General features: G+C 56.9%; 12 protein-coding genes. 5 read left to right on the top strand and 7 right to left on the bottom strand.

The genetic code is table 11. From position 1 onward, the window contains the following. Nucleotides 1-87 precede the first annotated feature (87 nt). Nucleotides 88-786, bottom strand: coding sequence for an Ig-like domain-containing protein (locus AC6IZD_RS13650; protein ID WP_497783869.1), 699 nt, complete (start codon nucleotides 784-786; stop codon nucleotides 88-90). A gap of 256 nt (nucleotides 787-1042) precedes the next feature. Between AC6IZD_RS13650 and AC6IZD_RS13645 the strand changes: the two genes are divergently transcribed. Continuing rightward, the gene (locus tag AC6IZD_RS13645; protein ID WP_497783868.1) at nucleotides 1043-1741 is read left to right on the top strand and encodes a sensor histidine kinase; all 699 of its coding nucleotides are present in this window, start codon (nucleotides 1043-1045) and stop codon (nucleotides 1739-1741) included. A 70-nt stretch (nucleotides 1742-1811) separates the two neighbouring features. Here AC6IZD_RS13645 and scpC read toward each other — a convergent pair whose 3' ends face one another. From scpC to AC6IZD_RS13630, 3 genes are all read right to left on the bottom strand, one after another. Beyond that, entirely contained in the window at nucleotides 1812-3344 is a 1533-nt protein-coding gene (gene scpC, locus AC6IZD_RS13640) for a succinyl-CoA:acetate CoA-transferase ScpC (protein ID WP_497783867.1), read from the bottom strand. Nucleotides 3345-3600: 256 nt separating this feature from the next. Beyond that, on the bottom strand, nucleotides 3601-4020 hold the full coding sequence (gene msrB, locus AC6IZD_RS13635; RefSeq protein ID WP_497783866.1) for a peptide-methionine (R)-S-oxide reductase MsrB: 420 nt from the start codon (nucleotides 4018-4020) through the stop codon (nucleotides 3601-3603). Between the two features lie 152 nt (nucleotides 4021-4172). Beyond that, nucleotides 4173-5303, bottom strand: a complete 1131-nt coding sequence (locus tag AC6IZD_RS13630; protein ID WP_497783865.1) for a c-type cytochrome — start codon at nucleotides 5301-5303, stop codon at nucleotides 4173-4175. 77 nt (nucleotides 5304-5380) lie between these two features. On the opposite strand from AC6IZD_RS13630, the gene AC6IZD_RS13625 reads away from it, so the two are divergent. Both AC6IZD_RS13625 and AC6IZD_RS13620 read left to right on the top strand, forming a co-directional pair. Beyond that, on the top strand, nucleotides 5381-6052 hold the full coding sequence (locus AC6IZD_RS13625; protein WP_497783864.1) for an ABC transporter ATP-binding protein: 672 nt from the start codon (nucleotides 5381-5383) through the stop codon (nucleotides 6050-6052). 29 nt (nucleotides 6053-6081) lie between these two features. Next, on the top strand, nucleotides 6082-6870 hold the full coding sequence (locus AC6IZD_RS13620; RefSeq protein ID WP_497783863.1) for an ABC transporter permease: 789 nt from the start codon (nucleotides 6082-6084) through the stop codon (nucleotides 6868-6870). Between the two features lie 369 nt (nucleotides 6871-7239). Here AC6IZD_RS13620 and AC6IZD_RS13615 read toward each other — a convergent pair whose 3' ends face one another. From AC6IZD_RS13615 to AC6IZD_RS13605, 3 genes are all read right to left on the bottom strand, one after another. Next, complete coding sequence (locus AC6IZD_RS13615; protein ID WP_497783862.1) at nucleotides 7240-9024, bottom strand: alkaline phosphatase family protein; 1785 nt, start codon at nucleotides 9022-9024, stop codon at nucleotides 7240-7242. 172 nt (nucleotides 9025-9196) lie between these two features. Beyond that, on the bottom strand, nucleotides 9197-9832 hold the full coding sequence (gene trhA / locus AC6IZD_RS13610) for a PAQR family membrane homeostasis protein TrhA (RefSeq protein ID WP_497783861.1): 636 nt from the start codon (nucleotides 9830-9832) through the stop codon (nucleotides 9197-9199). 187 nt (nucleotides 9833-10019) lie between these two features. Then, nucleotides 10020-11009, bottom strand: a complete 990-nt coding sequence (locus tag AC6IZD_RS13605; protein WP_497783860.1) for an aldo/keto reductase — start codon at nucleotides 11007-11009, stop codon at nucleotides 10020-10022. A 1-nt stretch (nucleotide 11010) separates the two neighbouring features. Between AC6IZD_RS13605 and AC6IZD_RS13600 the strand changes: the two genes are divergently transcribed. Together AC6IZD_RS13600 and AC6IZD_RS13595 are read left to right on the top strand one after the other, a co-directional pair. Then, complete coding sequence (locus AC6IZD_RS13600; RefSeq protein WP_497783859.1) at nucleotides 11011-12609, top strand: hypothetical protein; 1599 nt, start codon at nucleotides 11011-11013, stop codon at nucleotides 12607-12609. 34 nt (nucleotides 12610-12643) lie between these two features. Further along, nucleotides 12644-13369: a hypothetical protein gene (locus tag AC6IZD_RS13595; protein ID WP_497783858.1), complete on the top strand. Its 726-nt coding sequence runs from the start codon at nucleotides 12644-12646 to the stop codon at nucleotides 13367-13369. Nucleotides 13370-13374: the final 5 nt, after the last annotated feature.

Below are 13374 nucleotides of genomic sequence, written 5' to 3'. Positions count from 1 at the left end.
TGCATTCCCACGTTAGCGCCTAAGACGGCGCGAACGTGGGGCACTCAGCAGGGTGAGCCCGTTCAGCGGTCGCGGACCCAAGAACTACTAGAGTATGGTCGGAATGCTGAATGTTGTGGAGGTGCCTTGGGCAGTGCCGGTGGCGAAAGTGGCGGTCGCGGTGATGGCGAAAGTGTTTCCTGCGGTTGCGGAACTGAGGACAGTGACGTTTCCGGCGGCGTCGACCGTCGCGACCGACGGAGTGTTGCTCGTCCACGTGACGTAATTGGAGATGTCATGCGAGGAATTGCCGCTGAGTGCTGCCGTAGCGGTGACTTTGAATTTCTGGCCGGGGCTGATGACGCTGGGGGAAACAGAGCTGGGAAAGCTGACCACGATGGTGGTGGGCTCGGATCCGGTGTAAGTCAGGACGTTAACAGTTGCGCTCTGTCCGCCAAGCTTGCCGGTAATCTGCGCAGTTTGGTCTGCGGTGGTTGCGACGGCGGTAATTTTGCCTGCATTGACGCTGGCGACGTTCGGGGCACTGCTCGTCCATGTGGCTGCGGTGGTCTGGTCGGATGTGGCTCCGCCGACGGTAGTGGCCGAGAGCGCAACTGTGGAACTGTCTCCGGGATTGCCAGCAGAAGTAGCTGCCTTAAGTATGAGCGCGGTGGGACTGACCGTAACGGAGGCGGTCGAGGTGTCGGATACCCAGAAGTCAGAGCACGAAGTGCAGAGAACGATAAAGGGGATTACGGGGAGCAATCGGGCGAGCCTGATTCTGACTACACGGCTGAAGGCAGTCATGGGTTCCTCTCTCGGGAGATCATTGTAGTGCTTTTCCGGGCTGTAGTGGGCGGAGCACGGCTGAGCGGCAGTATCGGTACTTGCAAAACAGCACGCGCGGGCAGCGACGATGCGAGAGGGTTCGAGAGCGCCACGCGCAGGTTAAAGCAACCATTGGAATTGCTGCGGTATCGGACGAACTATCCACAGAATGTAAAGGGGTGTTCGCGAGCCTACTTTGTGGTCAAGGTGGCCCTTGCAGAGCAAAAACAAACTAGTGCAAAGCGAAGTTGCGGCTTCACTTGCGCATGAGATCAACAATCCACTGGAGTCGGTTCTGAGTCTGTTGTACATGGTGGAAGAAGAGGCGACATTAACTCAGAGAGGTCGCGAGTGCCTGTCGCTAGCTGAAGAAGAGCTTCAGCGACTCTCGGAAATCACTCAGAGCGCACTGTACCAGTACAAGGATCCTGCTGCGCTGAAGATGGCAGATGTGCCCCAGTTGATGGATTCGGTGATTGGCTTGTATTCGAGAAGATTGGATGCAGGCGAGATCTCAGTGCACAAGCGATACCGTACAGAGTCGGAGCTTCCGGTTTATCCGGGTGAACTCAGACAGGTGTTTAGCAACTTACTGCTGAATTCGGCGGATGCGATGTCCAGGGGTGGACAGTTGCACGCTCGAGTGTTAGCGGGAAGAGAATGGTCAGGGCAGCAGCGACGTGGCTTGCGGATCACGTTTGCAGACAATGGGTGCGGAATAGCCAGAGAAGACCTGAACGCGATTTTCGAACCGTTCTTCAGCAAGAAGGGAGACAGTGGTTCAGGGTTGGGGCTGGCTATCGTGCGAGATGTTGTGAACAAGCATGGCGGCTGGTTGAAAGTCAAAAGCAGTACTAGACCGGGGAAGAGTGGAACGGTGTTCTTGATATTCCTTCCCGACAGTCAGAGCAGGGACGAAGCGATAGCCTCTTAGCGCAGAACTAACGCAATAAAGAAAAGCCCCACATCTCAGGATGCGGGGCTTTTTCGTGTCTTGATAACCTTTACGGAAGCATGGTGCCGGTCTTGAGAAAGCGTTCATGGAATCCATGAGCCTCGGTCAAGATGTGGGGCGTGTGCTGTCCGGCAGAATGCTTCTGCGCACGATCAAAGTAGTCGGCCAGCAGCGGCTTGAATTCCTCACTGGCGCAATTCTCGATCACCAAGCGGGCACGCTGCTTGGGCGAGAGACCGCGCAGGTCGGCCAATCCGCGTTCGGTGACGAGGACCTGGGTGTCGTGCTCGGTGTGGTCAACGTGGCTCACCATGGGAACGATGGTGGAGATGGTTCCCTTAGCAGCGAGGGATGGGGCCATGAAGATGGACAGGTAGGCGTTGCGGGCGAAGTCGCCAGAGCCGCCGATGCCGTTCATGATCTTGGATCCCATGATGTGAGTCGAATTCACGTTGCCGTAGATGTCGGCCTCGATCATGCCGTTCATCGAAATCACGCCGAGACGGCGGATGATGCCCGGATTGTTGGAGATGTCCTGCGTGCGGAGGACGACGTTGCGGCGGTAGTCGCGCAGATTGCCGTAAACCTCCTTGATCATGTCAGGACCGAGCGAGAAGGAGGTCGCCGAGGCCGAGACCATCTTGCCGGACTTGATCAGCTCGATCATGCCGTCCTGAATGACTTCGGTGTAGGCGGTGAGGTTCTGGAATTTTCCCTGCTTGAGGCCGAAGAGCACGGCATTGGCGATGTTTCCTACACCGGACTGGATAGGCAGAAGGTCAACGGGCATGCGGCCCTTCTTCACTTCCCAATCGAGGAACTCAAGGATGTGACCGGCGATCTGCTGCGAAGCCTTGTCGGGCTCCTTGAAAGCAGTGTTGCGATCGGGCGCATGGGTCTCGACGACTGCGACTACCTTCTCGATAGGAATGTGGAGGTAGGGGCTGCCGATGTGCTGTCCAGCGCGGGTGAGAGGAATGGGCTCGCGGCGCGGAGGAGCATCAAGTCCGTAATAGATGTCGTGCATGCCTTCGAGGTCGATCGACTGCCAGGAATTGACTTCGAGGATGACGCGGTCGGCACATTCGAGCCAGGCCTTGTTGTTGCCGAGCGAAGTCGAAGGGATGGCGCGTCCGTCTTCGTAAACCGCTGCGACTTCAATGACAGCCATGTCGAGCTTGCCGAGGAATCCGTACTCCATGTACTGGGCGACGTGGCTCAGGTGGATGTCGATGTACTCCATGTCGCCGGCGTTGATGCGCTGGCGGACGGCGGGATCGGACTGATAAGGCAAGCGGACCTGCATGCCGTTGGCTGCTGCAAGAGCACCGTCGAGCTCGGGGCCGGTCGAAGCTCCGGTGAAGACGCCGACGCGAAGAGGATCGCCCTGATCGTGGCCCTTCTGCATACGGCGCGCGAGAGCGGTGGGCAGCTCCTTTGGATATCCGGAGCCGGTGAATCCGCTCATGCCGATGTTGTCGCCGTTGCGAATGAGCGCAGCAGCTTCGTCGGCCGACATGATGCGCGAACGCAGCTCGTGATTGAGAACACGGGTTGAACTTGAGGTGGAAGAAGTAGCCATTAGACCTTCCTTGCAATAAATAAAAGAGCGGGAATTATGTTTTAAGGCTAGGTCGCTCAAGAGAATTCGTCAACCGAGGGTATGGCTGAGCCCTCTGGCGCAGGTATTAAGGTGTGAGGAGGAGAACAAAGGCCAAGGATGATCCGGGCAAAGAGCAAAGGCAAGAGCAAGACCAACTACCCCACCCTAAACTCAAGAATACGAGTTTAGGATGGGGCACCCTCGAAGGGAGCAAAGACGCCACTTCTTCTATTTGCTATTTGCCGGAGTTGTTGCCCTTGTCGTCTATTTTGTTGAGGCGCAGGGAGGCGGAGTTGATGCAATAGCGCATTCCGGTTGGGCGAGGGCCGTCGGGGAAGACGTGGCCAAGATGGCCTCCGCAACGGGCGCAGGTCACCTCGGTACGGACCATGCCGTGGCTGCGGTCTTCATGCTCCTCGATGTTTTCCCTGTTCAGGGGATCGTAGAAGCTGGGCCAGCCACAGCCGGAGTGGTACTTGGTCTCGGATGGGAAAAGCTCGAGACCACACGCGGCGCAAAGGTACACGCCCGGAATATTGGTGTCGGTGTATTGGCCGGTGTAAGCCCTTTCGGTACCTTTTTCGCGCAGAATTCGGTATTGCTCTGCAGTGAGAGAACGACGCCATTCTTGATCAGATTTGCGAATCTTTTCCATAGCTCACCGGTGCTTCTAAATTGCAATAGCGAAACCCTTAGATGAAAGGAAAGCAGGAAAAGCTGCAGCAGGTAGCTTCCGCAACTTGTCGTTGGGAGGGCGGAAGTGTGCGCGAGGGGCATTCAGGACTCGGCGCGTTCGCATGAGAGCGGTCATTCGGTGGAGGCCATAGAGGAGGGCGGCTCAAAGCGGGAGTCGGGGATGGGAGAAGCGTCGTAGTGTTCGATCTTGTAGGTGGTCCGGGAGAAGGGCAAGGTAACAACCCACTCGGACGGAAGTTGCACACCTTCGAATTGCGTGTAGTGAAGGACGTCGATGCGCGAAGGATTGCGGCCGAGTGGGGTTTCGGCGTAGTAGAGAACCCGCATGAGCAGGTGAGTGTTGGGATCGAAGTAGAGACGCACGGGAGGCTGGCCCGGTCGAACCGCTGTCACGACGTTAGCCTGTGTGCCGTTGAAATTCTCGGGGCGGCCGACGCGGAACTGCGTGTAGTGATGCTTGAAGTTGAGGGGGAAGAGAAGGTCGGATTCAATTCGGCTGTTCTCGATTTCGCCAGGGCTCATGGGGCGGGCGTGGCGTCCCGGATAGATGAGCCAGCCGGAATGTCCGTCGAAGGTGGAAATTGCGTCGCCTTGCGGGATGGTGAGCACTGTTGCGTGCTGGCCTGTGGAGCGGGTGTAAGTGGAGTATTCGCATAGAGGGCCAGCGCCGAAATTAGCGGTGCCATGTTGGGTCAAAGAAGTGAGCTTGGCGAGCGCGGATTCTCCTCCGGCGGCCTGGAGGAAGGCGTCGAGGTACTCGGTCGGCGAAGCGGGCACGGCTTTGGGATGGGCGTGCTCGTGCGAGGCAGTCGGGACGGGAATTGGCGCGTTTAATTCGGGCAGAGCGGGCGTGGCAGCTGGATGCATTTCGCCATGATGGCAGGTGTTGCAGGTGACTTCGCGCTCACCTTTGAAATGCGACCGGTTGATGGACTGCTGCATGGCGATCATTTCGCGCGCGGTACGCTTCTCGTCTTTGGTGTCGCTGTCGAAGGCTTTCATGTCGTGACAGAAGCTGCAGTCCACGCCGAGAGAGCTGGAAATGAACTGCATGGTCGGGATGATTTCGGATGCTGGTCGTCCACGGAATGAGCGGATGTTCTTATAAACATCCTCGGCAAGCTTGTCTTTAGAAGCCGAAGTTGCGGGTTTGTGCTGCTGGGCGGAAGCGAGGAAGGCGACCGCGAGTATGGCTGAAAGCACTGACAGGGCGGCGAAGATTCGACGAGAATGGGATTCCATGATTCTCCCCACGAGATTGGAACTTGAAAGCGTACATTAGGACGTTGTTGCGGGAGAAGAGCTGGACGGAGAAAACGATGGACGAGAGGATGGTCCTGCTGCGGGCAGAGAAGCTGAGGCGCGAAGTGGCGGGAAAGGTGATCGTGCGCGAAGCGAGCTTCACCGTTGCGGCGGGCGAAGTGGTGGCCATCACGGGGCCGAGTGGTGCGGGGAAGTCGAGTGTGCTCCGATTGTTGAATCGGCTGGATCCGCTAACGGATGGTCGCGTGCTGCTGGAAGGCGCGGATGTGACTGCGATGGATGTTCACGAGCTGCGTAGGCGGTTGGGAATGGTGATGCAGCAGGCATACCTGTTTCCGGGAACCGTGAGGGATAACGTGTGCTACGGGCCGTCGCTTTGCGGAGAGGCGATGAAAGATGACGAAGTCGATGAGTTGCTGGAGACAGTTGGCCTGAGCGGTTACGCTGCGCGCGAGGTGGCTGGGCTCTCGGGTGGCGAAGCGCAAAGAGTTTCGCTGGCGAGGACGCTGGCAAATCGTCCGCTGGTGCTGCTGCTGGATGAACCAACATCGGCGCTGGATGAGAACGCGAAGCTTGTGGTGGAAGCGGCTTTGACAGCGGCGATCCGGAAGGTGGAAGGGGCGTGTCTGATGGTGACTCATGACACGGCGCAGGCGGAGAGGTTGGCGCAGCGGACTCTGGTGATGAGAGACGGAGTCCTGAGCGAAGGCGCGGCTGTGGAAGTGTAGGCACCCTGAGGTGATCTGGAGATGCAAAGATGATGGAGCACTGGATGCATTCGCAGGTGGCGATTGGGCTGGGGCAGGCGCTTGTGGTTTGTGTGCTCGCAATGGGCGTGGCCTGGCTGGGACGCTGGCGAAAGTTGGAGTTGGCAGGCGAAACAGGGACGGCGCTGGCCCGCGGGTTGTTACAGATGATGGCCATTGGGTTGGTGCTGGTCTGGTTGCTGAAGGGAGCGGCGTGGTGGAGCGTTCCGGCGTTAGCGGCTATGTGCGCCACTGCAGCGAGGATGGCTCAGCGCAGGACTGCGGAACGTGCGAAGGGCGGAGTGACATCCTCGTACATGGTGTGTCTGCGAGCGATTGCAACGGGTTCGTCGGTGGTGATTGCGACGATGGCGTTGACTCGCGTGATCGAGTTCAAGGCGACTGCTCTGGTGCCACTGGGGTCGATGATCATCGCCAACTCGATGAACACATGTTCGCAAGTGCTGGAGCGTTATGCGAGCGATTTGAAGTTGAATGCAGGAAGGGTGGAGGCAGCGCTGGCATTGGGTGCAACGTCGAAGATCGCCGCATTGCCATTTGCGAAGAATGCGACGAGCGCGGCACTGATCCCGAGTTTGAATTCTCTGCGATCGCTGGGGATTGTGTGGATTCCGGGATTTGCAGCGGGGATGCTGCTGACGGGAAGCGATCCGGTGTACACAGCAATTTATCAGTTCATGGTCATTGCGATGATTTATGCAGCGAGCGGAATTACGGCGTTGGTGGCCGCGTGGGGATTCGAAGGCGATGCGTTCGTTGACGAGAGGCTGGCGAGGTAGGTGCGGGTTGGTGGTAGGTGACCTGGGGCGGGGGTGGCGGGTTGTGAACTGGTTGGGGTCCTTCGCCTGCGGCTCAGGATGACACCGAAGATCAAAAGCAAGAACAAAAGCAACGGCAAAAGCAACTGCAACAACAACTGCAACTGCAACAAGAAACTAGGAAGGCGCTGCGCGCTTCTTTGTTAGATCCCACATGCGCTTGCCAAAAGAGGCAAGCGTATATGGGGCACCCGCGGTGCTTGGGTTCGTGCGATGGGGTGAGCTTGGCGCTCACCCCATGTCCAGAACATTCTGGTGCTCGCCCCATCGTCACAACGTTCTGGTGCTTACCCATTACGACATTCTGGTGTTCACCCATTCCTGGACACTTTATGGCAGGTGGTCCTTGTAGCAGGGAGCCTGCGGTATTGAGTTCGGCGTGCAGGTGCGTGCAAGTCCGTCGCAATCGGGGCCGGGTTGCTCGGGCGGAGTGGGCGGTGTGAGATTTGGCACTCCGGCGTAGTCGAAGAACTCGTCCATCGAGGGCTGGGCTGCGTCGCGCTTGGTGAGTCGTGGCAGGTTGAAGCGATCTTCAATGAATCTCAGGATCGCAGTGAAGTCCATCGGCGTGTGCGAAACGTAATGCGGCTTCGTGAACGGCGAGATGGCCAGGAACGGCAAGCGGAATCCGGTACGAGTGAAATCGCATGCTGGGTTATCGGGCGTGCTGGAGCAGATGTCCTTGTTGTTCAGGTTGTAGTCGACGGGCTTGATGCCATCCGGATTGGGAACAGGCATCATCGGGGGAACGTGATCATAAAGTCCGCCCGCCTCGTCGAAGGTCCAGAAGAAGACCGAATCCTGCCATGATGGGCTCTGCACGAGCGCATTCATCAACTTGGAAACGTAACGCGCGCCCATTTGTATTGGGTTCTCGGGATGCTCGTCCAAGCCCTGAACGTAACCGCTCTCAATGAAGGAAACGGCTGGAAGCGTGCCGTTCTTTACATCACTGAAGTACTCGGTGATGGGCACAAGATGGCCGTTGAGGATCTTGTTGGTGGTGGAGAAGTTGTAAATGTAACTATCAGGCGTCACGTGGTCCGGATAGTAATCTTCGTAGTAGATCTTCCAAGAAAGGCCGGCGGCCTGAAGAAGATCGAAGATCGTCTTGGCCGTAAGCTGTCCACCGGTGGTGGAAGACGGCTCGTAGATGTGGCCTTGTGATGTCGCAGCAAACAGGTACAGACGATTGGGCTGCGAGCGCGTGGGTGCGGCAGCGAAGAAGCGATCGCTGGTGGCGAACTGTGTCGCCATGAAGTAGTAGTAGGGAAGCTCGCGGTCGGTGTAGTAGCCCATCGAGCGGTGTCCGTCAGTGTCCCACAGTCCATTGGACGAAGCGAAGCCTCCGCCGGTGTAGGCGAAGCCGTCATTCTTGGCTGTCATCGAGAGGAAATTCGAAAGATTGAAGTCGATGTGGCTCTCGTTCCACGAGGGGCTCATGTTGTATGTGCACTGCGAAACCATGTGGAACACGGGCACGGGTGTTTTCGTCGCGAACCCCTTGTTGCAAGCGACCATGTTGGTGCAGTCGGGCTGAGGAGTTCCGGTTTCGGCTCCAGGGAGGCCATCGACATCGGCAGGGAGGCCCTGCGCTACACGATATGCGTTGAGCATACCGAAGTAGCTGTCGAAGGAACGATTCTCCTGCGCCATGAAGATGATGTGATTGATCACGTGCGAGCCGGCAGGAGTCGTGACCGTGAGATTCGTCGACCCAGTGATGTTGCCACTGGCCGCGGTGATGGTGGTGGTTCCGGCAGCAACGCCGGTTGCTGTGGCTCCGCTGATGGTGGCAACGTTTGTGCTACTGCTGCTCCACGAAGCGGAACTGGTGCAATCGTTCGTGGATTTGTCGCTCATGGTGCAGGTGGCGGTGAAAGCCTGCGTCTTGCCGACCTGGATGGAGGGCGCGCTGGGCGCGACAGCGATGCTGGAAACGGTAGGGCTTCCCGATCCACCGGAGCCGCCTGATCCGCCGCTGCCGCCAGTTCCTCCTGAACCGCCGTTGTTGGTGGTGCTGGAACGGCCTGTGCCGCAAGCAGCGAATGCAAGCATCAGGAAGGACATGATGCACAGCAGAAAAGAGCCCCTCATCGTAGCCGAAATTCGCATTGCCAAACCTGCCTGTGAAGTTGATACAACGAGGAGCTTGGATGGTTGTTGAATGGGGTGTGTTGGCCCAAGTGGCAGGCGTAAGAAGAAATTCGTGAGTAGATGAAGGTTTACAAAACGAGGCGGGAAATTCCAGAGATGCCGAATTGAAGGCATCTCCGGGTGAGCTACATTATTTGCAAATCAGGAGATACACAGCGGCGAAGTGACAGGCTGTGCCAGCGAGAACCCAGATGTGCCAGATGAAGTGCATGTATTTGCGCTTGGAGGCGTAGAAGGGAATTCCGGCAGAGTAGCAGAAGCCTCCGGCGAGAAGCATGGCAAATACGGGATGGGCCAAAAGCATGTAGATGGATTTGATGGCGAAGATTGCAGTCCATCCCATGGCGAGATACATGGCGGTGGAGATGGCCTCAAATCGTCCGGTGGCGAAGGACTTGATGATGACGCCGATGAAGGCACAGCTCCAAACGATGGCAAAGAGAGTCCAGCCAAGCGCGCCGCCAAGACCGATGAGCGTGACAGGCGTGTAGGTTCCCGCGATGAGCAGGTAGATCGACGAGTGGTCGAGCGAGCGCATGACGCGATAAGCGCGCGTGTAGCTGAGCGAGTGATAGAGCGTGGAGACGAGATAGAGAATGATCGCCGAGGCTCCGAAGACGGCGCATGAGGTAATGATGCGCGGGTCGCCCGCAGCGATGGAACGCATGAGCAGCAGGACGAGTCCGGCGATGCACAGTGCGGCTCCGATGCCGTGCGAGATGCTGTTGGCTATCTCCTCCCCAACAGTCTGATCAGTAGGCTCCATACATTTATGTTACGGCGGAGCACGGCGAACGGGAGCTCAGTGACAAAGAAATTACATTTGCGCGTTCAAGGGCGGTTTCAAGGGTTGGTGTAGCCGCAGGCATTTTGCTCCCCCACCTTAGCCGCGCAAAACACGCGTCGAAGGTGGGGCACCCGCGGATTGCTGATCTGATGTAGCTTTTTGTTGATTAGCTGAAGCCGAGGACGGGGTGAGGCGTGTAGGGCTGCTCGAGCGAGGCGATTTCTTCTGGAGTAAGGCGCACGTCGAGAGCGGACACTGCGTCCTTGAGTTGACCGGGCTTGGTGGCTCCGACGATGGGGGTGGTTACTCCGGGACGGCTCAGCAGCCACGCCAACGCGACTTGAGCTCGTGGAATGCCACGCTGCTCGGCGATTTCGCCTACGCGGTCGATGACACGGCGGTCTTGCTCCTCGGTGACTGAATACATTTTGTTTCCGAAGTTGTCGGTCTGAAGGCGCTTGGTCGCATCGCTTTGGTAAGGGCGGGTGAGGCGTCCGCGGGCGAGAGGACTCCACGGAATGACAGCAATCTTTTCTTCGAGGCAGAGCGGAATCATCTCACGCTCTTCTTCGCGATAAAGCAGATTGTAGTGATTCTGCATGGAGACGAAGCGCGTCCATCCATGAAGGTCGGCGAGATAAAGTGCCTTAGCAAATTGCCATGAGTACATCGAAGATGCGCCGAGGTAGCGGACCTTTCCGGCTTTGACGACATCGTGCAGAGCTTCGAGCGTTTCCTCGATTGGCGTTTCGTAATCCCAGCGGTGGATCTGGTAGATATCGACGTAGTCGGTCTGGAGTCGGCGAAGACTCTGGTCGAGTTCGAAGAAAATTTCCTTTCGAGAGAGCCCGCGTCCATTAGGTTCTTTGCGCATTACGCCGTGAACCTTGGTCGCGATGACAACGGCTTCGCGGCGTGTGTTGGCTTTTAGAAATTTGCCGACCACTTCTTCACTGGCACCGTTGGAGTAAACGTTGGCCGTATCGAAGAAGTTGATGCCTAGGTCGAGCGCTTCACGCAGGAAGGGTTGGCTTTGCTGTTCGTTGAGCACCCAGGGACGCGCACCCTGATCGGCTTCGGGTGAGCCGTAGCTCATGCAGCCGAGACAAATGTGCGAGACCTTGAGTCCAGTCTTGCCGAAATTTACGTAGTCCATAGTGATTCGAGGATACAAGGTTGAGCAAGGTTTCAAAGTTTCGAAGAGCGAAGTGAAGGTGGTGCTAGAGGGCGCGAGGAGCTTCGGTGACGAGATGAAAAACCTGAGTAAAGCCGCGCTGTTGTTGACCATCCCGAATGCCACTCTGAGATGGGGAATGCGAGTGGCCGTCGCTAATCTGTGCGAGAATCCCTCGATGCCGATAGAGACATCATTAGACCGACTCGAGGATCAAGCCCGACACTCGGCTCCTGCTGTGCGGGCTGGGGCATTGATGAGGATTGCGCGGGTCACTACAGCTTTGAATCGCGACCGGGCCCCGAAGGTGTTTGAATCTGCGCTAGGCGAGATTCGCAGCTTTCCGGGGCGCGAGCGGCAATTCTTTCTCGAAGAGGCTCGACAAATCGCCGCTGCAGTTGCTCCGGAGTTACTGCGCAGCATTGAAGCTGGCCGGACACACGGGCATTTTGCGCCAGAGACGATTGGTCGAATTATGATCGATCATGGGCAAGTTGACGCGGCAGTCGATTACGTTATTGGGTACGAGTCCGCGACAGATTTTCCATACTTTGCAGCTTCGTCACTTCTGCAGCAACTGCAGAGCTATGAGAAGCAACAGGCAATTCTGCATAAGGCGATTTCGGTCGGACGCGAACATCCAACAGATCATTTCATCCACTTTTTCTCGTGGTCGTGGACTCGGCTTGAGGAGTCCGAGGCCCGAGGTGTTATTCGCGATGTTGTTCGTTTGCTGGAGGAGCAGCCAGATAGTGGAATATCGGCCACATATGATTCTGAGCGCAGCGTCGAAATCATGTCAGTACGGGAGCACTTGCTTTTTCGTGTGCTCCACATTTTGCGGAAGTTGGACCCGGACCTTGCCGAGTCGTTGATAGCGCGATACGCACAGCTAGCTGCAGCGGCGCGACGGTTTCCTGATGGCACAGAGTCTGTCAAGCAGGAGGCCGAGAAGCGGCGCGCTGAGGCTACCACGGGTGAGAGTTGTGGATATGGAATGGCAGGACACCCGAAGGATTTTCCATATATGCGTTCTCTGCTTGAAGATCGGAGATCGGGCAATTTCGCCAGTTCCATTCAGTACGCGATTGAGCAGTATCGATCCGACACAAATCCAGCAGATCTGAACGAAGCGCCAAAGCATTTCTGGCCGTCAACATGTAAGTTCCGCCAAGTCCTGTATGAGGCGGGCCGAGCAATGGGACAGGATGCTGCGAAATACCTCAGCCAGATAATCGACGAAGATGTGCGGCTGTATGCAGAGATTGAGATGCTTGCTGCCACTGCGGGCCTGCCCCAATTCCAGGGAGTTCAACGGGAATTCCGACCACAACGGCATCTCAACAGACCTTTGACTGTGGGCGATGTGATTCCTGGCGTTAGATGTCCCAAGTGTCAATGGACACCGGGGATGGGAAATCACTGGGTCTGCAAGTGCGGTCACGTCTGGAACACTTTCGAGACAAAGGGAGTTTGTCCATCCTGCAAGTTTGCATGGCAGGACACGGTATGTCTTCAGTGTGCAGAGATATCGAGGCACACGGATTGGTATACAGGGGATAAGGCTGACGTTATTCCGTAGTGCACGCGGAATCGACTGATATAGGAGAATGCCTATGTTTCGTTCTATTGGCGTGTTGCTGATACTGAGTTCGATAGGGTGCGCGCAAGACAAGCTGTGCCAGAGCGCGACCGTGACATCGTCTAGCGTTCAGGGGAACTCGATAGTTGAGAGAGTAGTTTTCAGTGGACCATGGGGGAACAACAGTGCGATCTACTTTCATCCTTCCACATCGGCATTGGGTGGGGTGTTGATGTCGCACTCGCGTTTGCAGGCAGGAACAAGGACACGCGACTTGATGCCATACGCATTTACGCTGGCGAAATCTGGAGCAGCGGTCCTCATCCTGGAAAACCGAACGGTCATCTGGCCTCCGGAAACGCCCACGCAGAATCGCAAAGGAGAAGCGGTGTTTTGCGCGGCCCACTGGTTCGTGGCCAATGCACATCTGGCGAATCCAGACGTTGTGGTTGACACAGACGACAATCACGTCACAAGGTGGCCATTCGCATACGTGGGAACGCTCTTGTGCGATCCTTACAACAAGCATGATGCCCGATGTGTATCGCAGCCTCATGACGTTCTGTTCCGTCAACACCTGTGGGTGGAGTTCAGCCAGACAGTTGGCGGCGACACGACAGAACGCACTCTAGCTGACGGCGGCTTATGGGGCGCTCGGGTTATACAGCGGACACTGGGACTGAAGCCGGTTAGCGAAATTTTGCCTTACAACGCCAGCATTGGAGCACCTGAACCGAACACTCGTACCGCATTGCAGTAATATTT

Source organism: Koromonas humicola, from assembly GCF_059726255.1.
This window is presented reverse-complemented; position numbering and strand designations above follow the sequence as displayed.